Source organism: Cupriavidus sp. WS, from assembly GCF_000395345.1.
GTDB classification, from domain to species: domain Bacteria; phylum Pseudomonadota; class Gammaproteobacteria; order Burkholderiales; family Burkholderiaceae; genus Cupriavidus; species Cupriavidus basilensis_B.
Map to the genome: position 1 here is coordinate 1 of NZ_AQPL01000442.1, position 21,629 is coordinate 21,629.

Sequence of the window (21,629 nt, forward strand, 5' to 3'; positions counted from 1 at the left end):
TAAGCCTTTGACTTTGAAGTTAATCCTTTAAAGCCTTTGACCGTAAATTCCCCAAAAAGAAACCCCCTTATTCCCCATCATTCGCCGCCACCACCGGCAAAAACCTCTCCCCTTCCGCCAACGGCGCAAACCGATACGTCGCCGGCGTGCGGCTAAGCTTCACAGGCGCCCCCAGCCCCTTATACCCCCCCGCCATCTCCACCACCATCCCGCGGTGCGCGGTATGCGGATGCTGCAAGGCATCCGCCACCGACAGCACCGGCGCGCACGGCACGCCGGCGGCTACCAGCGTGTCGGCCAGGACCTTGCCGTCCAGCCTGGCCATGCGCGACTCCAGCTCGACCTTCAGCGCCGAGCGGTTGACAGAGCGCGCGCCCGCGGTGGCGAAGCGTTCGTCGTCGGCATATTCGGCGATGCCGAGGTGCTCGCACAGGATGCGGAACTGGCGGTCGTTGCCGACCGCGAGGAAGATCGGGTCGGTGGCGGTGGCCACGGTGTCGTAGGGATAGATGTTCGGGTGCGCGTTGCCGGTGCGCGCCGGCTCCTTGCCGTTCATGAACCAGTTGGCGGCATGCGGGTGCAGCAGCGACAGGCCAGAGTCGTACAGCGCGGCCTCGACGAACTGGCCGCGGCCGCTGCGCTCGCGTTCCTGCAGCGCCAGCAGCACGCCGAGCGCGGCGTTCAGGCCCGTGACCATGTCCACCACCGGCAAACCCACGCGCAGCGGGTCGCCGCCGGCTTCGCCGTTGATGCTCATGATGCCGGCCATCGCCTGGATCGCGGCGTCGTAGCCGGGCAGGCCGCCGAGCGGGCCGTCGGCGCCGAAGCCGGACACGCGGCAATGCACCAGGCGCGGGAAGCGCGCGCACAGCGCGTCGTAGCCCAGGCCCCATTTCTCCAGCGTGCCGGTCTTGAAGTTCTCCACCAGCACGTCGGCGTCGGCCAGCAGGGCGAGCAGGACTTCGCGGTCGGCCTCGGTGGTCAGGTCCAGCCGCATCACGCGCTTGTTGCGATTGAGGCCGAAGTAGTACGAGGCCACGCCGTCCTTGAACGGGGGGCCCCAGGTGCGGGTGTCGTCGCCTTGCGGCGGCTCGATCTTGAGCACGTCGGCGCCGTGGTCGCCGAGGATCTGTCCGCAGAACGGACCGCCGAGGATGCGCGAGAGATCGACCACGCGGATGCCGGCGAGCGCGCCGGGCGATGCAGGGGGTTGGCTCGGGGATTGGCTCATCGGGGGGCTCCGTTCATGGCGGGAATGGCTTGGGAAGTGGCCTCGCCGGCGGCGCGGCGAGGCGGTGTCCGGTTATTTGGCGGGCACGCGCTCCACCAGCTTGAAGGTGCCGGTGGCCAGCGCCAGCAGTTCACCCTGCTCGTTGCGGATCTCGCCGCGCGCGAAGCACATCGCGCGGCCGCGCCGCTCGCACCAGGCGATGCCGGTCAGCTCGCCGCGGCCGGGCGCGGTGAAGTGCACGGTCAGGTCAATGGTGGCCACGCCGTAGTTGCGCGGGTCGTGGCCGCGCGCGGCGCACGACAGCACGCAGTCGAGCAGCGTGGCGATGGCGCCGCCGTGGACTTCGCCGCGGCTGTTGGTGTGGTCCGGGTGGTAGGGCATGCTCACGCGCGCCTCGCGCGCGTCGATCTGCACGCCGCGCAGGCCGAACACGCGCGACATCGGCATGGTCAGGCCGAACAGCGTGCCGGGGGGCTCGCCGGCGAATTCGTTGACGGGCGCGTTGGCGGGCGTGGCGGTGCGAAGATCGTTCATGGCGTTGCGGAATACGAAAAAAGGAAGGGGGCGCGCCGCGGCGCAAGCGCGGCGCCCGGCGGACGGAGGTCGATACTACCGCCGATTGGCCCTTCCCTGACCGGCCGGCGCGGGTTGCCGCCGTAATGCTGCGCGATGATCGGCCATCGGCGGCATCGCGCGGCAGGCCGTCCGCGTCAGTCGAGCTGCGCGCCCGATTTCTGCACCACGCCGCGCCACTTGGCGACTTCCGCCTTGACGAAGCCGCCCAGCTGCTCGGGCGTGGTCGACGGCGGGAACTCCAGGCCCTGGGCCTGCAGCGTCTTGCGCACCTCGGGCTGCCTGAGCGCGTCGGCGAAGGCCTGGTTCAGCCTGGCGATGACCGCCGGCGGCGTGCCGGCCGGCGCCACCACGCCGAAGAACACCGAGACGTCGAAGCCGGGCACGCCCTGCTCGGCCACGGTGGGCACGTCGGGCAGCGCCTGCGAGCGGCCTTTGGTGGTCACGCCGAGCACGCGCACCTTGCCGCCCTTGATGAACGGCAGCGCGGTCAGCACGTCGGTGAAGGTCATGCTGACCTGGCCGCCGAGCAGGTCGTTGAGCGCGGGGCCGGTGCCCTTGTAGGGGATGTGGCGGAAGTCGGTGCCGGCCAGATTGTTGAACAGCACGCCAGCGAGGTGCGAGGAGGCGCCGTTGCCGGACGAGGCATAGGTCAGCTCGCCCGGGTGCGCCTTGCCGTAGGCGACCAGTTCGCCCACGGTCCTGGCCGGCACCGTGGGGCTGACCACCAGCACGTTGGGCAGTTGCCCGATCTGGATCACCGGGGCGAAGCTCTTGACCGGGTCGTAGTTGATCTTGCGGTAGAGGCTGACGTTGATGGCCAGCGGGGCCGAGGTGCCGAACATCAGCGTGTAGCCGTCCGGCTCGGCGCGCGCCACCGCCTCGGCGCCGATGTTGCCGCCGGCGCCGGCGCGGTTCTCCACCACCACGGTCTGGCCGAGGCTGGTCTTGAGCGCCGCGGCCAGCGTGCGCGCCATCACGTCGGTGGGGCCGCCGGGCGGGTAGGTCACGATCATCATGATCGGCTTGGACGGGTAGTCTTTCTGCGCCAGCGCGGGGGCGATGCCCACGCACAGGGTGCACGCGGCGACGGCGGCAAGGCGTTGCCAGAGGGTCATGGTGGTCTCCTGTTGTCAGTCGTCTTCCGCCGGGCGAGGTGCGCCCGGGCGGAGTGCGCGGGCGCCGGGTGGGCGCGGCCGCGGGGGCTTGCTGGTGTTGCGGTGCTGCGGTGTTGCGGTGCTGCGGTGTTGCGGTGCTGCGGTGCTGCGGTTCGTGGTGCTTTGGGGACTGCGGCGTGGCTTGCGCTGGCCCTCTCCCCCGGCCCCTCTCCCGCGGGCGGGAGAGGGGAGCACGCAACGGGTGATCTCTTTTTTCCGCGGTGTGTTCAGAACAGGTTGATGTGGTCGACCGCGGCGGCGGCGCGCACGGTGCCGTCGGCCGGCGGCGCCACGGTGTCGGCCAGCCAGTCGGGTTCGGCCTCGCCGGCCAGCGGGTCCTGCGGCAGCACGCGGTGCACCAGCACGAGCTGGGCCAGGCGCATGCGACGCTCGGAGCCGATGCGGCCGGCTTCCCATGCCATCGCCACGGCGCTGGTCACGTGGTACAGCGCGGAGGCGGCCTGGCGCGCCAGCACGTCGCCGTCGGCGCCGGCCTCGGCGGCGCGCGCGGCCAGCGCCACGGCGCGGCCGAGCGCGGCGTCGAACGCGGCGCGCGCGCCCGGGTGCAGCGGCGTGTCGCGCAGCAGGCCGTCCAGATGGGCCTGCAGCACCGGCAGCGCGCCTTCGCGGCGGATCGCGCGCAGCACGTCGAGCGCGACGATGTTGCTGGTACCTTCCCAGATCGAGCCGAGGTGGGCGTCGCGCACCAGGCGCGGGTCGCTCCATTCCTCGATGTAGCCGCAGCCGCCGCGGATCTCCATCGCGTCGCCGGTGACTTTGCGCGCGTCGCGGCAGGCGCGGAACTTGATCAGCGGCGTGAGCACGCGCATCAGCGCGTAGGCGCCTGCCTCGCCGGCGTCGGCGCGGCGCAGCGCCTCGGCGGTCTGGAACACCATCGTGCGGGCCTGCTCGGTGGGCAGCGCGAGCTTGAGCAACTGGCGGCGCATCAGCGGCATGTCGACCAGGCGCTTGCCGAACGCGCGGCGCTCGCGCGCGATGAACTGGCCTTCGGACAGCGCGCGGCGCATCAGGCCGGCGGCGCGCACGCCGTTGGACAGGCGCGAGTTGTTGATCATGTCGGCCATCTGCACGAAGCCGCGGCCGAGCTCGCCGACCAGGTGCGCCTGCGCGCCCTCGAGGCGGATCTCGCCGCTGGCCATCGAGCGCGTGCCGAGCTTGTCCTTGAGGCGGATGATGCGGTACTGGTTGGCGCTGCCGTCGGCCAGCGTGCGCGGCAGCAGGAACAGCGACACGCCCTTGATGCCGGGCGCGGCATTGCCGTGCTCGTCTTCCACGCGCGCCAGCACCATCGCCAGCGCGGCGTCCGGGTTGGAGCAGAACCACTTGTCGCCCGACAGGCGCCAGCCGCCTTCGGCCCGCGCGTCGCGCACGGCGCGCGCGGTGGTGGCGGCCACGTCGGAGCCGGCGCCCTGCTCGGTCATGAACATGGCGCCCTGGTACAGGTCCTCGAAGACCTGGGTGGTCAGGTTGGGCAGATAGCGCGCGACCAGCGCCGGGTCGCCGAACTTGCGCAGCGTGCGCGTGAGCGAGTCGGTCATCGAGAGCGGGCAGCACAGCCCGAACTCGGCCTGCACGAACAGGTAGGTCAGCGCGTACTTGGCCGCCGCCGGCATCGGCTTGTCCCAGCCGAGCACGCCGCCGCGGTGCGAGGCCGCGGCGAGACCGAACTCGGAGAACGCCACGCGCTCCAGCTCCACGTAGGCCGGATGCTTGTCGATGGCCTGCGCGTCCAGCCCGGTGCGGGTGCGGTGCGACAGCACGGGCTTGTTGTGGTCGGCGGTGTGCGCCAGCCGGTCCAGCACGCCGCCGGCCAGCGCGCCCATGCGGTCCAGGTGCGGCAGCAGGTGGGCGAACAGGTCGGGCGGCAGGTACAGCGGCAGCAGCGCGCGCAGGTCCGGGTCGCTGGCGAACAGGTTCACGCCCTGCTGGTCGGGCACCGGATGGGCCGGGGTGGCCGGGGTCGCAACGGAAGCGGAAGCGGAGGCGGAAGCGGAGGCGGAAACGGAAGCGGCCGGCTGGCGCGCAGCGCTGGTCTGCATGAGGGATCTCCTATGTTGGCCGGCACGCGCCGGCGGCGCCGGGCCGCGCTGGCAGCGGGGCTGCATGCGGGCCGGCGGTATTGCGGTAGCGGGCGTTGGTTGTCTCTGTTGCTTGTATTTGTGCTTTTCGCAGCCCTTTCTGGCTTCCTGTCGTTCCAGGACGGGGCGCTGCGGCAATCCGCCACACTGGCGCGGGACGACTGCCTTGCCTGCATTATTCAAAGCGCGGCGATTCGTGTCTAATTCTAAAATTGGCTTGATCCATATATTTTTTGTATCGACATGGAATTCCGTCACCTGCGCTACTTCCTCGTGCTGGCCGAAGAGCTGCATTTCGGCCGGGCCGCCCGCCGCCTGTCGATCTCGCAGCCGCCGCTGTCGCTCAACATCCAGCAACTGGAGGCGTCGGTGGGCGCCCGCCTGTTCGAGCGCGACAGCCGCGGCGTGCGCCTGACCGCGGCCGGGCGCGCCTTCCGCGAGGCGGCCGGCGCGCTGCTGGCGCAGGCCGAGGACGCCCGCCAGCAGGCCCGCGAGATCGAGGCCGGCGCCATCGGCCGGCTGCGCATCGGCTTCGTCGGCTCGATGCTGTACCGCGGGCTGCCGCAGCGCCTGCGCGAGTTCCAGGCCGGCTACCCCGGCATCCAGGTGACGCTGACCGAACTCAACTCGCAGGAACAGATCGACGCGCTGCTGCACGACCGGCTCGACGCCGGCTTCATCCACACCAACCGCGTGCCCGACGAGCTGGCCACGGCGCTGGTCCACAGCGAGCCGTTCCTGTGCTGCGTGCCGGCCGACCATGCGCTGGCCGGCCAGCCGGGCGTGGCGCTGGCCGCGCTGCGCGGCGAGCCGTTCGTGCTGTTTTCCCGCAAGGTCTCGCCGGACTACTACAACCGCATCTTCGAGATGTGCGCGGCGCAGGGCTTCTACCCGCAGATCCGGCACGAGGTGCGGCACTGGCTGTCGGTGGTATCGCTGGTCTCGCAGGGCACCGGCGTGGCGGTGGTGCCGGCGGCGCTGCAGCGCTCGGCGATGGCGGGGGCAGTGTTCCTGCCGCTGGCCGAGGCCACGGTGCCGTCGGAGGTGTACTGCGCCTGGAAGGGCGCGGTGGAAGATCCGGCGCGCGAGCGCTTCCTGGAAATGGTCAGGGCGGGGTGAGCGCCGCCCCGGAAAGAAAAATGCCGCCTGCTTTACCGGCAGGCAGCATTGTCAAGTACGCGTGGAACGGGGTGTTCAGCGTGAGGCCAGCTTACCGCCTGCACCGGCCTCAACCAATAACGCAAATGCGTTATTCCCCTCCCCCCATCTGGGAGGGGGCGCGGGCGGCGGGCGGCCCCCGCCGCTCAGAAGCCTTCGACCGCGATGCTGACGTGCCCCACGTCGGGCGCGGAGGCGAAGTGCTCGCCGACCAGCTTGCGCCATTCGGCGAAGTCGTCGGACTCGCGGAAATCCACCATGTGGTTCTCGACCGTCTCCCACTTCACTTCGAGCGTGAAGCGCGACGGGTTCTCGATCGAGCGGAGCAGGCGCAGGCCGTGGCAGCCGCGGGCGCGCCGGAACAGCGGCGCGGCCTTGGCCACGGCGGCTTCGAAGGCCGACTCCGAGCCGGCCTTGATCTGGAACTGGGCGATTTCGAGGATCATGTCTCTTGACTCCGTATTTGCTTGTCTTGCGGATGGGAAAGCCGGCCCCGCGGGCGCCGGGCGCGGCGGCCATGCCATGACGGCGGCATGTGTCGACTCGCATTCTATGCCGTGGCACGCTATGCTGTTGCGCCTTCGCCGCCGGAGCCTGGCGCAGAGCCTTGTCCGGCCCCGCCGTCAGCACGCTGGCGGCACGGCGAAAACCGGACGTCCCCAGGCAAAAGCGGCTACAATGGGAACGATTTTCATTTACGTACCCTGGCGTGAGTTTGCCGACCGCGTGCCGTGCCTCGCGCCAACGGACTGGAAGCCTCATGCGGTTGTCTGAACTTCCGCGGCGCACTGCCGCTGTCATTGTCTCGGTCGATGACACCTCCTCCAGCGATCCCGTTGCGCGGCGCCTGCGCGAGCTCGGCTTCGTGCCCGGCGAAGCCGTGCAGGTCATCGCGCTGGGACCGTTCGGCATGGACCCCCTGGTGGCCCAGGTCGGCTTCACCCGGTTCGCGCTGCGCCGCTCGGAAGCGGCGCGCATCACCGTGGAGGCCGTGAGCGCTTCCGTATCCAGCATCACGCCGGCCGCGCAGCCCGACGCGCCCGCCGCCAAACGCACCGCCGCCTGAAGCGCGGCCCCTGCCAAGAACATGTCCGCCGCATCCCCGACCTCCGCCGCCCAGCGTCCCGCCTTGCGCGTGGCGCTGGTGGGCAACCCCAACTGCGGCAAGACCGCGCTGTTCAACCGCCTGACCGGCAGCCGCCAGAAGGTGGCCAACTATGCCGGCGTCACCGTCGAGCGCAAGGAAGGCCATTTCGTCTCGCCGGCCGGCCGCCAGGTGCGCGTGCTGGACCTGCCGGGCGCCTACAGCCTGCACGCGGCCAGCCTCGACGAGGCCATCACGCGCGACGTCTGCCTGGGCCAGCGCCCGGGCGAGCCGCGCCCGGACCTGCTGGTGTCGGTGGTGGACGCCACCAACCTGCGCCTGCACCTGCGCTTCGTGCTGGAGCTGCGCCGCCTGGGCCTGCCGATGGTGCTGGTGCTCAACATGAGCGACGCCGCCGAACGGCGCGGCATCCATATCGACCGCGACAAGCTCGCCGCCGCGCTCGGCATGCCGGTGGTGGAGACCATCGCGGTCAGGCGCGACGGCGCGGCCAGCCTGCTGGCGGCGCTCGACGCGGCCCTGCCCGACGCGCCGCCGGCCACCGACGCGCCGCCCTCGGACCTGGACGTGCACCATGAGGTCAAGCGCCTGCTGGAAGCCGCCGTCACCATGCCGGCGCGCACCGCGGCGATCGACGACCGGCTCGACCGCATCGTGCTGCATCCGGTGTTCGGCCTGGCGATCCTGGCCGTGCTGCTGTTCCTGATGTTCCAGGCGGTGTTCTCGTGGGCCGCGCCGGTGATGGACGGCATCGAGGCCGCCGTGCACTGGTTCGGCGAGCTGGTCGGCAGCCACCTGCCCGAGGGCATGCTGCGCAGCCTGCTGGTGGACGGCCTGATCGCCGGCCTGGGCAGCGTGATCGTGTTCCTGCCGCAGATCCTGATCCTGTTCCTGTTCATCCTGACGCTCGAGGAATCGGGCTACCTGCCGCGCGCGGCCTTCCTGCTGGACCGCCTGATGATGGGCGCGGGCCTGTCCGGGCGCTCGTTCATCCCGCTGCTGTCGAGCTTCGCCTGCGCGATTCCCGGCATCATGGCCACGCGCACCATCCAGGACCCGCGCGACCGCATCACCACCATCCTGGTGGCGCCGCTGATGACCTGCTCGGCGCGCCTGCCGGTGTACGCGCTGCTGATCGGCGCCTTCATCCCGGCGCGCACGGTGGCCGGGCTGTTCAACCTGCAGGGGCTGGTGCTGTTCGCGCTGTACGTGGCGGGCATCGTCAGCGCGCTGGTGGTGGCCTACGTGCTGAAGTACTTCCGCCGCGACCGCACCGACCATCCGCTGCTGATGGAGCTGCCGTCGTACCGCATCCCCAACCCGCGCGACATCGCCATCGGGCTGTGGGAGCGCGCGCGCATCTTCCTGTCGCGCGTGGGCAAGGTGATCCTGACGCTGACGGTGCTGCTGTGGTTCCTGGCCACCTTCCCGTCGCCGCCGGACGGCGCCACCGCGCCGGCCATCGACTACAGCTTCGCCGGCATCATCGGGCGCGCGCTGGAGCACGTGTTCGCGCCGGTGGGCTTCAACTGGCAGATCTGCATCGCGCTGGTGCCGGGCCTGGCCGCGCGCGAGGTCGCCGTGGGCGCGCTGGCCACCGTCTATGCGCTGTCGGGCAGCGACGACGCCGTGGCCAGCCAGCTCGCGCCGATGATCGCCTCGCAGTGGTCGCTGGCCACCGCGCTGGCGCTGCTGGCGTGGTACGTGTTCGCGCCGCAGTGCATCTCGACGATGGCGGTGATCCGCCGCGAGACCAATTCCTGGAAGGTGATGGCCGCCTCCACGCTCTACCTGTTCGCGCTGGGCTACCTGGCCGCGTTCGCCACCTACCGCATCGCCCTGATGTTCAGCTGACCCGAGGTGCCGCTGCCATGAGCCTCTACCACGCCTTCGAAACCCTGCTGGTGCCGCTGATCGTGCTGGTCTGCGCGGTCTCCGTGCTGTCGCGCTACGCGCCGCGCTCGCGCGAGCGTTTCAAGGCCTGGCTGGCGGCGCGCCTGGGCGGCGCGGCGGCCACCGGCTGGCGCCTGCGCGCGGTGGCGTGGCTGGCGCCGCAGGCGGTGGCGGGCTGCGCCAGCGGCTGCGACAGCGGCGGCTGCAATACCTGCGGCTCGAGCACCACCGAGGGCCAGCCGGCCGAGTCCGCGCGCAACGAGCAGGTCATCCGCTTCGTCGCCAAGCGCTGAGGCGCGGCGGCCCCGGCGGCGCGAAACCGCCCGCCGGAAGACGCATCCGGCCCTCGCGCGGGCCACGCAGAATTGGGTACGCCCTGGCTTCCGGCCAGTTTACCTGCAGCCCTCCGGCACGGCCGCGACGCGGCTTTTCTCCGCGCGCTTCCCCAGCTTTCCCCAGCACAAGACGATGCCCGGCAGGCTTCCCCGCCGGGCATCGTTGCGTTGCGCGCTCAGCTCACCGTGCCCGGGATCGTGACCGTGACCGGCTCCTGCTCGGGGCCAGCCGTGCACGTTGCCGTCACCGAGAAGCTGCCCGCCGCCAGCGGCGTCACCAGGACCTGCGCGGCATTGACGCCGGGCGCGAGCGCCACGTTGGCGCTGGCGGTCCAGTTCCAGCCCGCGCAGTCGGAGAAGACGTCGTCGGCGCCGTACAGCTTGAGCGTGGCGGTGGCCGGGATCGGCAGCGGCAGGCCCAGCAGCAGGCGCAGCGGCTGCGGCCCGTTGTAGACCAGCGCCCACTTGGGCTGCTCGGTCACGGCCAGGCTCGCCCTGGGCGTGGCGGCGATCTTGCTGCTGGCCGCCGTGACCTGCAGCGCGCTCTGCACGGTGGGCATGCCGGGCGCGATGGCGGTGCTGACCGTGGCCTGCCGCGTGGCCGCGTCCGCCGCCACCAACAGCGTGGGCGAGGCCGCGGCATAGGTCCAGGCGCCGTCGAAATCGGCCGTCACGTCCTGCGCGTCGCTGCGGATCACGCGGGCGGCGAAGGTCTGCGGATAGCCGTTGAGCACCGACAGCGCGTTGACCGGCGTGCCGCCCTGCGACAGCGCCAGCCGGTAGGTGTAGCCGGCGTTCTTCAGCACCGTGACCAGCATCTGCCCGCTGACCGCGACGCCGTTGGGCGCGGTGACGGAGACCGTGACCGTGCCGAGCGCGGCGGTGGCCGAGCTGTTGCTGCCGGTGAGCGTGGCGCTGTTCTGCGCGGCGCTGACCTGCACGTTGGCGCTGGAGCTGGCCCAGGCCCAGTCGTGCACGGCGGCGCTGACGTCGCTGCCGTTGGCGTCGAGCAGCGTGGCCTTGACCGGCTGCGCCTGGCCGTCGGCCAGCGACAGCACCGGGTTGGACAGCGCCAGGTTGTAGCTGGCGGCGGTGGGCAGCACGGTGATGGTGGCGGCCTGCGCCGGCAGCGTGAGCGTGCTGCTGTCGGAGGTCCTGATGGTGGCCAGCACCTGGATGACGGCGGTGCCGGCGGCCACGCCGGTGACGGTGGCGGTGCCGTTGGCGGCGGCCGGCACCACGGTGGCCAGCGTGGTGCTGGAGGAAGCCCACGCAAAGGTGCTGCCGGCGGTCAGGTCGTTGCCCTTGCTGTCCACCACCGACGCGCTCACCGAGATGCTGCGCCCGATGGCGACCTGTCCCGAGGTGGTGGAAAGCGAGACCGAGTACTGCACCGGCGCGAGGTCCGCCGCGGTGCCGGTGGTGGACGGCGCGGTCCCGGCGCCGCCCCCGCCACCGCTGCCTCCGCCGCCGCACGCGGCGAGCATCAGGGCCATCCACGCGCACGCCAGCCACGCCGGCCACGCCCGCTGTCCGCCGGCGCATTTCCCGGTGTTCTTCATGATGCCTGCCTCCTCCGTTGGTGTCTTGTCTGCGCCGGCAGCGAAACACTTCGATTCTTCTCAAGGCTAGTCACGATGCGCGCGTGGCTGTACCAGCCATACGGTTGAAGGTTCGAGGCCTGTGTGCGCCGTCGCACGCGCGAATGTGGGCCGCAGCGGGCCGCAGGGAAAGCCGCCGGTCCGGCAACGCGGACCCCGTCACGCCGGCGCACGATCTATCTCTGGCTCGCGGCAGGACGCGATCCGCCAGGGCCGCGCCGCGGCCGGGGAAATGCAATGCCGGCCGATCGGCCCGGGAGCGGAACGCCCGAAAGCCGGCGCGAACCCGCGCCGGCTGGAATCGCCAGGATGGATGAAGAACAGATGGAGACGGCCTTGCCGTGATGCGGACAGAACTTGCGCGGATGGAACCCGTGCGGGCGAAGCCCGTGTGGCATGATCCGTACAGCAAGGCCCGCGCAGAAAAGCCGGTGTGCCCCGCCCCCACGGGGCACACCCGGAAAGACGCCTTTGCGGGGCGCCCACGACATGCTCGTTGCTGTGTTGCTCTTTGCTGTAACCGTGTGCACAGCGTAAGGCCAGCCGCCGCGCGCGGCCACGAATATTTGCGCATGTCCTTAGAGCGTGTCTGGCGCTTGGGAACCGGCCACGCCAGGCCGGAGCGGGCCCCGGGCCGCGGCCGGGCGTCGCGGTTCCGGCGCTGCTGCACCGCCGCAAACCCGGGGCGCCGATCCGCTCCAGCGCGCGCTCCAACGCGCGCCCCGGCCGCCATGCCGGGAGTCCGGCAGGGAGCCAGGCGGGGCCAGCGGCCCGCCCGGCGACGGCCCGGCAGCCCACTGTCGCGGCTTCGCGACGCAGCCGCCAGCGCCGGCAGCCGATACTGCTATTCTTGCTCTTGGTCAAGGTTCACATGGGAACGCTCCGCCACACTGTGCGTGAAGTCTTCCAATTAACGAGCCAACATCATGAAGAATCGTCTGCTTGTCCCCACCCGTCTCGCCACCACCGCCGTCGCCGTCCTGGCCCTGTTCGGCGCGCTTGCCGCCACGCCGGCAGCCGCAGCGGACGAAGCCCAGGGCAACTGGATGGTGCGCCTGCGCGCCACCTATCTCGACATGGCCGACAAGTCGGACCCGATCGGCGGGGTCGGCCCTTCGGACCTGATCACGGTCAACAACAAGTGGATCCCGGAACTCGACGTCACCTACTTCATCACGCCGCACATCGCCACCGAACTGGTGCTGACGGTGCCGCAGAAGCAGGACGTCTACCTGGGCGGCAGCAAGATCGGCACGTTCTCGCACCTGCCGCCGAGCCTGCTGCTGCAGTACCACTTCCTGCCTGAAGCCACGTTCCGCCCGTATGTGGGCGCCGGTATCAACGTCACCCGCATCTGGGGCGCCAACCTCGCCGGCAACACGCTGTCGCTGGACCGCTGGAGCGTCGGCCCGGTCCTGCAGATCGGCATGGACTACAAGCTCACGCGCAACTGGTTCCTCAACGCCGACGTCAAGAAGACCTGGATCTCGTCGGACGTGAAGGCCGGCGGCGTCAAGCTCTCGAACGCGAGCCTCGATCCGTGGCTGTTCAGCGTGGGCGTGGGCTACCGCTTCTGAGGCGGGCGCATGCGCAAGGCAAGCGGTCGTCCGCGGCGGGATGCGCGGGCGGCGGCAACGCGGCGGCGCGCAGGGCCGGTGACGGCGCTCGCGCCGCGCGTGCGTTTGCTGCGCGTTTTTGTTTTTTTGTCGTGACGGCGGGACCGACGAGCTAGCGGAACGCCGGCTCGTCGAAGCTGCGCAGCTTGCGCGAGTGGAGTTGCTCGGCGCCGGCCTCGCGCAGGATGCGGATCGCCTCGAGCCCGATCGTCATGTGCTGGCTCACGCGCTGGCGGTAGAACGCATTGGCCATCCCGCGCAGCTTCAGCTCGCCGTGCAGCGGCTTGTCGGACACGCACAGCAGCGTGCCGTAGGGCACGCGCAGGCGGAAGCCGTTGGCCGCCACGGTGGCGCTTTCCATGTCGATGGCGATCGCGCGCGACTGGTTGAAGCGCGCGTACAGCGACTTGGACTTGAGTTCCCAGTTGCGGTCGTCGGTGGAGACCACCGTGCCGGTGCGCATGCGCGTCTTCATCTCGTTGCCGGACAGGCCGGTGATGCGCGCCACCGCTTCCTGCAGCGCGACCTGGATCTCGGCGATGGGCGGCACCGGCACCCACGGCGGCAGGTCGTGGTCGAGCACGTGGTCGTCGCGCACGTAGGCGTGCGCGAGCACGTAGTCGCCAAGCTGCTGCGAGCGGCGCAGGCCGCCGCAGTGGCCCACCATCAGCCAGCAATGCGGACGCAGCACGGCGAGGTGGTCGGTCATGGTCTTGGCGTTGGACGGACCCACGCCGATGTTGACCAGCGTCACGCCGAGCCGGTCCTCGCGCACGAGATGGTAGGCCGGCATCTGCGGCAGCGCGCGCGGGCGCTGCGCGTCGTCGGGCTCGGCCGCGCCGCGCACCTGCACCACGTCGCCGGGCTCGACGAAGCGCGCGTAGCCTTCGGCGCCCTGCGCATCGTCCGCCGCCATCAGCGAGCGGCCCAGCTCGATGAACTCGTCGACGTAGCGCTGGTAGTTGGTAAACAGCACGAAGCGCTGGAAATGCTGGGGCGCGGTGCCGGTGTAGTGGTACAGGCGCTGCAGCGCGAGATCCACGCGCTCGCCGGTAAACAGCGACAGCGGCCAGGCCTCGCCGGACACGGGCTCGAAGGTGCCGTTGGCGATGGCGTCGTCGATGCGGCTCAGTTCCGGCAGCACGAACGACGCCTCCAGCTCGCGCGCCTGCGTGTAGCTGATGTCGGTGGTGGAGGCTTCGATGACGAACGGCAGCGGGATCGGCCGCCGGCTCACGCCGACCACCACGGGCACGCGGTGGTAGCGCAGCAGGCGCTCGATCTGGTCGCGGTAGTAATCGGCCAGCAGGTCGGGGCGCGTGACCGTGGTGCCGTACACGCCGGGGTAGGCCACCGTGCCCCACGAGGGCCGGCTGTCGGTCACCATCGTCTCGAGGTTGACCGAGATGCCGAGATAGGGATAACAGGCGTGCGCCGCGGACGGCAGCGGCTGCCCGTGCGCGAACGCGTCGAAGCGCGCGCGTATGGCGCCGACCGATGCCTCGTAGATCTCGAGGATGCGGGCGAGCGCCGCGTCGGCGTCGTTGAACTCGGCCAGCTGATCGGCCGGATGGGCGGAAGAGAAGATCGAGGCGTTCATGGCAAGCATGATACCCCGCCGCAAGAGGGAAGCAACATGGCGGGCCGCCAAATTGACGGGCCTGCGCGCGCTCGCTACACTGCCAGCAGTCTTTGGCGGCCCCGCGCCGTCCTCGCCTCGTGACGCCCCCCGACAGAAGGGCTGCGCCGAGTTGCCGTATGTGCTTGCATGGGAGCCCCGATGGAAATCCGCAATCTGCTGCCCGACGAAATCGAGGCGGCCAGGCAACTGCTTGCGGCCAACGGCTGGGCACACCGGGTTGCCAACACCGAGCGCTTCGCCCGCCTGATCGCCAATTCGCAGCGCGTCGCGGTCGCGGTCGACAAGGGGGAGATCGTCGGCTTCGCGCGCGCCCTGTGCGACGACGTCTCCAACGGCTACCTGTCGATGGTGGCGGTGGCGCCGAGCCACCGGCGCCGCGGCATCGGCCGCGCGCTGGTGCGCCACATCGTCGGCAACGATCCCGACATCACCTGGGTGCTGCGCGCCGGCCGCTCTTCCGAGGCGGCCTTCTTCGGCCAGCTCGGCTTCGTGCCGTCGCTGGTGGCGATGGAACGCCGGCGCCTCTGAGCCGCCGCATCATGTCTTCCGCCGCGGGCTGGTTCCACTGGGCGCTGCTGTCGGCGGTGTTCGCCGCGCTGACCGCGATCTTCGCCAAGATCGGCCTCGCGGGCATCGACTCCGACCTCGCCACGCTGGTGCGCACCGCGGTGATCATCGTGGCGCTGGCCTTGTTCGTGGTGCTGACCGGCAAGTGGAGCAACCCGCTGGCGCTGTCGCCGCGCACCTGGACCTTCCTGCTGCTGTCCGGCCTCGCCACGGGCGCTTCATGGGTGTGCTACTTCCGCGCGCTGCAGATCGGCGACGCCTCGAAGGTGGCGCCCGTGGACAAGCTCAGCCTGCTGCTGGTGGCGGTGTTCGCCGTGGTCTTCCTGGGCGAGCGCCCGAGCCTGCGCGAGTGGGCCGGCATCCTGCTGGTGGGCGCCGGCGTGCTGGTGCTCGGCTTGCGGCGCTAGCGCCGGCGCGTCGCGGCAGCGGCGCCCGCGCGCGCTACCGGTCGGTGCGCACCGGCCCGTACTCGACCGGCACCCAGACATAACCGTGGCCTTCGGCGCGCACGTGGCCGATGCCCGGGAACGGCAGGTGCGCGCCGGCCACCCACAGCTTGCCGCGCGCGGCCTGCGCCAGGATCGCCTTGCGCGCGCTCACGGCCTGGCGGCTGTCCACGTCGAACGCCATCGCCACCTCCGGCCGGCGGAACTGCACCGCGTGGCTGTGCACGACGTCGCCCCAGACCAGCATGCCCTGCCCGCCCGACCTGAACAGGTAGCCGCTGTGGCCCGGCGTGTGGCCGTGCTCCGGCACCGCGGTGACGCCGGGCACCAGTGTGTCGCCGGCGCCATAGGCGCGCAGCCGGCCGGCGGCCTGGTAGGGCGCGACGGCGGCCCGCGCCAGCGCGAAGACCGCCTGCGCGTCCTGCGGCGCGCGCGCGGCGGCGGCTTCGTCCAGCCAGTAGGCGGCATCGGCCTGGTCGACGTACACCGTGGCGTTGGCGAACACCGGCTTGCCGTCGGCCACCAGGCCGCAGGCGTGGTCGGGATGCAGGTGGGTGAGCAGCACGGTGTCGACCTGGGCGGGCTCGTAGCCGGCCGCGCGCAGGTTCTGCGCCACGTGGCCCAGCGCGGAGCCGAAGCAGGCCGCCGTGCCGGTATCGACCAGCACCAGGTTGCCGCCGGTGTGGATCAGGTAGGCATTGACCGCGGTCTGCATGCCCGGCGTGCTGGCCACGAACATGCGCGCCAGCAGGCGCTGCACCTCGCGCGGGCTGCTGTACCTGAATATCTTTGTGTCGAGGTCGACATGCCCGTCGTACAGCGCGGTCACCTCGAACTGGCCCAGCATCATGCGGTAGTAGCCGGGCACCTGCGTCTTCTGCTGGGCCGGCGGGGCCGAGGCCGCCGGCGCCTGGGCCAGCGCGCCGGCCAGGGCCAGCACCACGCTCAGGGAAACCGCCAGCCGGCGGCGGCGGAGGAAACAAGGCAGGGTCGTCATGCAGCGCTCCAAAGCAATCCGGGGGCGGCGATCCTGCATTATCCCCGCAAAGTGCACTACGCGGCGGATCCGGCGGACCTGAGGTACGCCAGCACCGGTGCCAGCCCGGCCAGCGCGGGCGCCGCCTCGACCGCCCGCGCCGCCGTGCACCACGGATAGGGCAGGCGCGCCAGCCAGCCGTCGATAACCGGCTGCGCGGCCTCGGCGGGCAGGACCTCCATCGCCTCGATCACGATCTCCAGCGCCCGCACGCGGCGCTCGCCGCCGGTGCCGCCGAAGGTCCAGGCGTAGCGGCCGCAGCCCGCGCGCACGCTGCCGCTGGCCTTGTCGGTCATGCCGACCAGCCAGTCGCAGCGGTAGGTGGCGGCGTCGGCGGCCGGCGGCGCATCGGCCAGGCAGACGGTGTAGACGTTGTCGTAGGTCTGGCCGAAGCGCCGCACCAGCACCTCGCTGATCGCGGCCAGCCCCTCGCTGCGCGCGGGAAAGGCGATGGCCTCGGACTTGACCGTCATCTCCAGCACCGCGTCGGCGGCGAACGCATGCGCCATCCGGTGCGGGCGGTTTTCGTCCTTGGCGCGGATGTAGGCGACGATCAGCGACTGGGGATCGGAGGATGGCGAGAACGCCGGCGCGGAGGAAGAGTGCATGTTGGGCCTGTGTCGTGACTTGCGGATCTGCGCGCATGGTAGCCCGCCGCGGCGCGCCGCGGCGGCGCGGCCCTGCTGCCGGCAAGGTTGCCCGCCGCCGCGCTCACTCCGGCTGGATGTTGGCCGCCTTGATGATCTTGCCCCACTTGGCCGATTCCGCGGCCTGGAACTTCGCCAGTTCGGCCGGCGTGCTGGTGAACACGTCGGTGCCCGTGGACTGGTAGAAGCTGGCCGCGGTTTCGCTCTTCGCGGCCTTGACCATCAGCGCGTTGAGCTTGTCGACCACCGCCGGCGGCGTCTTCGCCGGCGCGTAGGCGGCGAACCAGTAGCTCATCTCGTAGCCCTTCACGCCGGCCTCGTCGATGGTCGGCACGCCGGGCGCCAGCGGCGAGCGCGTCTTGCCCGACACGCCCAGCGCCTTGAGCTTGCCGCTCTTGACCTGGGGCAGGCCGGTGGCGGTGTCGGTGATCATCATCTGGATCTGGTTGCCGAGCAGGTCGGTCACGGCGAGCGGGTTGCTCTTGTACGGCACGTGCAGCAGCTGCACGTGCGCCATCTGCTGGAACAGCTCGCCGGCGATGCGCGACGAGGAGCTGCCGCTGCCGAAGCTGAGCTTGCCCGGCTCCTTGCGGGCCAGCGCGATGAAGTCGCCCACGCTGTTGACCGGCAACTGCGGGTTCACCACCATGATCTGGCCGCCGCGGCCCAGCGCCGTGACGGGCGCGTAGTCCTTGACCGGGTCGTAGGGCAGCTTCTTGAACAGGTGCTCGTTGGCGGCGTGCGTGGTGTTGGTGGTGATCAGCACGGTGTAGCCGTCGGGGCCGGCCTTGGCCACGTCGCTGGCGGCGATGAAGCCGTTGGCGCCGGGCTTGTTGTCGACCACCACCGTCACCTTGGCATCCACCGTGATGGACTGGCCGATCGCGCGCGCGAGCTGGTCGGTGGCGCTGCCCGCGGCGAACGGCACCACGAAGCGGATCGGCTTGTCCGGAAACTCCGCGCGCGCCGGCCCCGCCAGCAGCGCGAGCGCGGCGGCGACGATGCCGGTGGCCGCCTTGAGGGCGGGGGCAAGCTGGGTGTGTACGGACATGTTGGGTCTCCAGTTGGAATTCTGATGTTGTGGTTTGTGGTGGTGGCCGGCTGTGGTACCGGGTCAGGCAGATCAGCCGGCGCCGGCCAGGCGCGGCGGCAGGGGCAGCCGGAGCTGCAGCAGCAGGAAGGACAGCGCCTTGCCGTGCGTGTCGAGGTTGAGCGCGTCGTTGACGCCGCCGTCGAGCACGCCGTCGATGACGAAGTTCATGGCCTGCAGCGACGGCACCAGGTAGCGCCTGACCGCGGCCGGGTGGCGATGGCTGAACAGCGCGGCCACCGCGTCCTCGGTGACGTGGGCCGCGAGATGGTCGAAGTCGCGCGGGTCGTAGGCGATCACGCTGATGTTGGAGCGGTCGCCCTTGTCGCCGGTGCGGCCGTGCGCGAGCTGGTAGAGGGCAATATCGGCGGTGGCGCTGGTGTGGGCAGTATTCATGGCAGCAGGGTATGGCTGGCGGTGACGGCGCCGCGCGGCACCAGGCAGGACATGGCGTTCAGGCGCGCGCGCAGCGCGGTGCGCACGCCGCCGCCGCCGGCGGGGCCGCAGGTGTAGAGCGCGTTGACTTCGCGCAGCAGCGCTTCGGCCACCGCCTTGTCCTCGTGCGCGAGCGCGGCGCGCAGGCGCACGTCCTGCGCCTGCGCTTCGCCGGGCTGGGGCTGCCGCACGAGCTCGCCGGCGTCGTCGGCGAACACGCTGCACACGCCGATCAGGTCGAAGCGGACCGGCGCGTCGTGGCCGAGCACGCCCATGCGCCGGCGCACGATGTCCGCGGCCAGGCGCGCGCGCGCCGCGGCGTTGGGGCCGGCGTAGGAGATCTCGCCCTCGGCGATCCAGCCGCCTTCGCAGAACAGGTTGGCCTTGAGCTGCGCGGGCCGTTCGTGGCCGCGCACGTTGCGCACCGCCACGCGGTCGGGGCCGAGCTGCTCGACGGTGGCCGCGCCGATGTCGGCCACCACGTCGGGCGTGAGGTAGGCGGCCGGGTCGTGCACCTCGTACAGCAGTTGTTCCTTGACGGTGCGCAGGTCCACGCAGCCGCCGGTGCCGGCGGCCTTGCCGACCTCGATGTTGCCGTCGGCGTCCAGGCGCACGATCGGGTAGCCGACCGCGTGCACGTCGGGCACGTCCTTCATGCCGGGATCGGCGAAATAGCCGCCCGTGACCTGGGCCCCGCATTCGAGCAGGTGGCCGGCGATGGTGGCGCGCGCCAGGCGGTCCCAGTCCTGCCACGACCAGCCGAAATGCGCCATTGTCGGACCCACCGCCAGCGCCGGGTCCGCCACGCGGCCGCACACCACCACCTGCGCGCCGTCGGCCAGCGCGTCGGCGATGCCGCGCGCGCCGAGGTAGGCGTTGGCGCAGACGAAGCGCGCCTCGGGGAAACCGGCGCCGATGGCCTGCCGCAGCAGCGCGCGGCCGGCCTCGTGCGAGAGATCGTCGCCCTCCACCACCGCCACGCGCGGCGGCGCCAGGCCGAGTTCGGCCGCCAGCGCGCGCACGCGCGCGGCGGCGGCGCGCGGGTTGGCGGCGCCGAAATTGCCGACGATGGGAATGCCGTGGGCCAGGCACAGCCCGAGCACCGGCGCCAGCAGCGCATCGAGCAGCGGCTCGTAGCCGCGTGCCGGGTCGGCGCGCCGCGCGAGCTGCGCCAGCGCCAGCGTGCGCTCGGCCAGCGTCTCGAACATCAGCACGGCGGGGCCGCCCGCGGCGATCATGGTGCGCACCACGGGCAGCGCGGCATCCGTGCGGTCGCCGGAAAAGCCGGCGCCGCAGCCGATCTGCAAGGTGGCGCTGGCGGGGACGGAAGCGGTCATGGGACGAAGCCTGGTGAAGCGGGCGCGGGCCCGCGATGCAAGGTCGGCGCCCGTGGGCACCGTGGGCAGATTCTAGGGCCGCCGGCCTGCGCCGAAAAACGGATAATTTGGATTAATCTATCGACTTTCCGGATAAAAGCGCGGCCGCGGGAAATGCGCTTGCGCACCCCGCCGCCGCCCGCTGCGATGAACCTCTCCGTCAAGCACCTGCGCGCCTTCGTGGCGCTGGTCGCGCACCGCAACTTCACCCGCGCGGCGCAGGCCTGCCACCTGTCGCAATCGGCCTTCAGCGCGCTGATCCAGACGCTGGAGGAACAGGCCGGCACGCGCCTGTTCGAGCGCACCACGCGCCATGTGGAGCTGAGCGTGGAGGGGCGGCGCTTCGAGGAAGTGGCGGCGCGCCTGCTGGCGGATTTCGAGACCGCGTTCGCGGAGCTGCGCGACCACGCCGAGCGCCGCAAGGGGCGGATCTCGGTCGCGGCGCTGCCCTCGCTGGCGGCGGGCGACCTGCCGCCGCTGCTGGCCGCGTTCCACCAGCGCTATCCGGGCATCGCCATCGAGCTGTTCGACCTGCTGGCCGACGGCTGCATCGACATGGTCCGGCGCGGCCGCGCCGACTTCGCGCTGGCGCCCGCGCCGGCGCAGGACGGCGACCTGCGCGTGGAGCCGCTGGTGGCCGACCGCTTCCACCTGGTGTGCCCGGCGGACCATCCGCTGGCGCGGCGCCGCCGCGTGGCGCCGCAGGCGCTGGCGGGGCTGCCGTTCATCCAGCTGTCGCGCACCAGCAGCGTGCGCCAGCATCTGGACGCGGCGCTGCATCCGCTCAAGCTCAACGGCGTGATGGAAGTGGAGCATCTCGCCACGGTGGCGGCGCTGGTGGCGGCGGGGCTGGGCGTGACGGTGGTGCCGGCGCTGGCGCTGTTCCAGTTCCAGCAGGAGAGCCTGGCGATCCGGCCGCTGCAGCTGCCGTCGCTGGTGCGCGACATCTGCCTGGTGCGGCTGCGCGAGCGCGGCGATTCGGCCGCCGCCGCGGCGATGATCGAAGCCGTGCGGGCGCACTTCGGGCGCGCCGCGGGCGGCGGCGCGCGCTGAACGGCGGCGCTGCCGTCAGAAGTGCGCGAGGTAGCCGCCGTCCACCGCCAGCACGTGGCCGGTGACGTAGGACGCGGCCGGCGAGGCGAGGAACACCGCCGCGCCCGCGACCTCCTCCGGCTGGCCCCAGCGGCCCAGCGCGGTGCGCTGGCGCAGCCATTGCGCCACGCTCTCGTCGGCCACCATCGGCTGGTTGGGCTCGGTGGCGAAGTAGCCGGGCGCGATGGCGTTGACGGTCACGCCGTCGCGGCCGAGGTCGGCCGCCATCGCGCGCGTGAGCGCGTCGAGGCCGCCCTTGGTGGCGGGATAGAGCACGTCGTTGGCGCGCGCCACCTGCCCGGCGATCGAGGTGACGTTGATGATGCGGCCGTAGCCGCCATCGCGCATGCGCCGCGCGGCGCGGCGGCACAGCGCGTAGGGCGCGACCAGGTTGGTCTCCAGCATCTCGCGCAGGTCGCCGGCGCCGAGCTCGGCCATGCCGCTGCGCTTGCGCGCGCCGGCGTTGTTGACGAGGATGTCGAGGCGGCCGTGGCTGGCGTCGATGCGCGCGAAGGCGGCCGCGACCGCGG

21 protein-coding genes are annotated in these 21,629 nt (G+C 71.4%); 8 read left to right on the top strand and 13 right to left on the bottom strand.

The window, feature by feature from the left end:
- Positions 1 to 67 precede the first annotated feature (67 nt).
- The 4 genes from K206_RS0130300 to K206_RS0130315 all read right to left on the bottom strand — a co-directional run bounded on the left by K206_RS0130300 (position 68) and on the right by K206_RS0130315 (position 5,021).
- Positions 68 to 1,231 (bottom strand): CaiB/BaiF CoA-transferase family protein, encoded by a 1,164-nt coding sequence (locus tag K206_RS0130300; RefSeq protein WP_029044257.1) that lies wholly within the window; start codon positions 1,229 to 1,231, stop codon positions 68 to 70.
- 72 nt (positions 1,232 to 1,303) lie between these two features.
- The gene (locus K206_RS0130305) at positions 1,304 to 1,765 is read right to left on the bottom strand and encodes a PaaI family thioesterase (protein ID WP_020206080.1); all 462 of its coding nucleotides are present in this window, start codon (positions 1,763 to 1,765) and stop codon (positions 1,304 to 1,306) included.
- A 176-nt stretch (positions 1,766 to 1,941) separates the two neighbouring features.
- Positions 1,942 to 2,922 carry a tripartite tricarboxylate transporter substrate binding protein gene (locus K206_RS0130310; protein WP_020206081.1) on the bottom strand — a complete coding sequence of 327 codons (981 nt, stop codon included), beginning with the start codon at positions 2,920 to 2,922 and terminating at the stop codon, positions 1,942 to 1,944.
- Positions 2,923 to 3,188: 266 nt separating this feature from the next.
- The gene (locus K206_RS0130315) at positions 3,189 to 5,021 is read right to left on the bottom strand and encodes an acyl-CoA dehydrogenase family protein (protein ID WP_020423972.1); all 1,833 of its coding nucleotides are present in this window, start codon (positions 5,019 to 5,021) and stop codon (positions 3,189 to 3,191) included.
- A gap of 282 nt (positions 5,022 to 5,303) precedes the next feature.
- Between K206_RS0130315 and K206_RS0130325 the strand changes: the two genes are divergently transcribed.
- Positions 5,304 to 6,179, top strand: a complete 876-nt coding sequence (locus K206_RS0130325; RefSeq protein ID WP_020206084.1) for a LysR substrate-binding domain-containing protein — start codon at positions 5,304 to 5,306, stop codon at positions 6,177 to 6,179.
- Positions 6,180 to 6,364: 185 nt separating this feature from the next.
- On the opposite strand, the gene K206_RS0130330 is transcribed toward K206_RS0130325, so the two are convergent.
- Complete coding sequence (locus K206_RS0130330; RefSeq protein WP_020206085.1) at positions 6,365 to 6,664, bottom strand: antibiotic biosynthesis monooxygenase; 300 nt, start codon at positions 6,662 to 6,664, stop codon at positions 6,365 to 6,367.
- Positions 6,665 to 6,978: 314 nt separating this feature from the next.
- Between K206_RS0130330 and K206_RS0130335 the strand changes: the two genes are divergently transcribed.
- From K206_RS0130335 to K206_RS0130345, 3 genes are read left to right on the top strand one after another with little or no spacing between them, the layout of a single operon-like run.
- Positions 6,979 to 7,284: a FeoA family protein gene (locus K206_RS0130335; RefSeq protein WP_020206086.1), complete on the top strand. Its 306-nt coding sequence runs from the start codon at positions 6,979 to 6,981 to the stop codon at positions 7,282 to 7,284.
- Between the two features lie 21 nt (positions 7,285 to 7,305).
- A complete protein-coding gene (gene feoB / locus K206_RS0130340; protein ID WP_029044258.1) occupies positions 7,306 to 9,177 on the top strand; it encodes a ferrous iron transport protein B in 1,872 nt (623 codons plus the stop codon).
- Between the two features lie 17 nt (positions 9,178 to 9,194).
- On the top strand, positions 9,195 to 9,509 hold the full coding sequence (locus K206_RS0130345) for a DUF6587 family protein (protein ID WP_020206088.1): 315 nt from the start codon (positions 9,195 to 9,197) through the stop codon (positions 9,507 to 9,509).
- Between the two features lie 218 nt (positions 9,510 to 9,727).
- Here K206_RS0130345 and K206_RS0130350 read toward each other — a convergent pair whose 3' ends face one another.
- Positions 9,728 to 11,113: a hypothetical protein gene (locus tag K206_RS0130350; protein WP_020206089.1), complete on the bottom strand. Its 1,386-nt coding sequence runs from the start codon at positions 11,111 to 11,113 to the stop codon at positions 9,728 to 9,730.
- Between the two features lie 965 nt (positions 11,114 to 12,078).
- On the opposite strand from K206_RS0130350, the gene K206_RS0130355 reads away from it, so the two are divergent.
- Entirely contained in the window at positions 12,079 to 12,729 is a 651-nt protein-coding gene (locus K206_RS0130355; RefSeq protein WP_020206090.1) for an OmpW family protein, read from the top strand.
- A 151-nt stretch (positions 12,730 to 12,880) separates the two neighbouring features.
- Here K206_RS0130355 and K206_RS0130360 read toward each other — a convergent pair whose 3' ends face one another.
- A complete protein-coding gene (locus K206_RS0130360) occupies positions 12,881 to 14,377 on the bottom strand; it encodes an AMP nucleosidase (RefSeq protein ID WP_020423973.1) in 1,497 nt (498 codons plus the stop codon).
- 171 nt (positions 14,378 to 14,548) lie between these two features.
- Between K206_RS0130360 and K206_RS0130365 the strand changes: the two genes are divergently transcribed.
- Complete coding sequence (locus tag K206_RS0130365; RefSeq protein ID WP_020206092.1) at positions 14,549 to 14,938, top strand: GNAT family N-acetyltransferase; 390 nt, start codon at positions 14,549 to 14,551, stop codon at positions 14,936 to 14,938.
- Between the two features lie 11 nt (positions 14,939 to 14,949).
- Positions 14,950 to 15,384 (top strand): EamA family transporter, encoded by a 435-nt coding sequence (locus K206_RS0130370; protein ID WP_020206093.1) that lies wholly within the window; start codon positions 14,950 to 14,952, stop codon positions 15,382 to 15,384.
- A 34-nt stretch (positions 15,385 to 15,418) separates the two neighbouring features.
- On the opposite strand, the gene K206_RS0130375 is transcribed toward K206_RS0130370, so the two are convergent.
- From K206_RS0130375 to K206_RS0130395, 5 genes are all read right to left on the bottom strand, one after another.
- On the bottom strand, positions 15,419 to 16,420 hold the full coding sequence (locus tag K206_RS0130375; RefSeq protein WP_020206094.1) for an MBL fold metallo-hydrolase: 1,002 nt from the start codon (positions 16,418 to 16,420) through the stop codon (positions 15,419 to 15,421).
- Between the two features lie 56 nt (positions 16,421 to 16,476).
- Positions 16,477 to 17,067, bottom strand: coding sequence for a nuclear transport factor 2 family protein (locus tag K206_RS0130380; RefSeq protein WP_020206095.1), 591 nt, complete (start codon positions 17,065 to 17,067; stop codon positions 16,477 to 16,479).
- A gap of 103 nt (positions 17,068 to 17,170) precedes the next feature.
- Positions 17,171 to 18,157 carry a tripartite tricarboxylate transporter substrate binding protein gene (locus K206_RS0130385; RefSeq protein ID WP_020206096.1) on the bottom strand — a complete coding sequence of 329 codons (987 nt, stop codon included), beginning with the start codon at positions 18,155 to 18,157 and terminating at the stop codon, positions 17,171 to 17,173.
- Between the two features lie 72 nt (positions 18,158 to 18,229).
- Positions 18,230 to 18,592, bottom strand: coding sequence for a hypothetical protein (locus tag K206_RS0130390; protein WP_020206097.1), 363 nt, complete (start codon positions 18,590 to 18,592; stop codon positions 18,230 to 18,232).
- Positions 18,589 to 19,968: an acyclic terpene utilization AtuA family protein gene (locus tag K206_RS0130395; RefSeq protein WP_020206098.1), complete on the bottom strand. Its 1,380-nt coding sequence runs from the start codon at positions 19,966 to 19,968 to the stop codon at positions 18,589 to 18,591. Before K206_RS0130395 ends, K206_RS0130390 begins: the two co-directional genes overlap by 4 nt.
- A 186-nt stretch (positions 19,969 to 20,154) precedes the next feature.
- On the opposite strand from K206_RS0130395, the gene K206_RS0130400 reads away from it, so the two are divergent.
- Entirely contained in the window at positions 20,155 to 21,060 is a 906-nt protein-coding gene (locus tag K206_RS0130400) for a LysR family transcriptional regulator (RefSeq protein ID WP_020206099.1), read from the top strand.
- Positions 21,061 to 21,075: 15 nt separating this feature from the next.
- Here K206_RS0130400 and K206_RS0130405 read toward each other — a convergent pair.
- A partial coding sequence (locus K206_RS0130405) for an SDR family oxidoreductase (RefSeq protein ID WP_020206100.1) occupies positions 21,076 to 21,629 on the bottom strand: 554 nt, incomplete at its 5' end.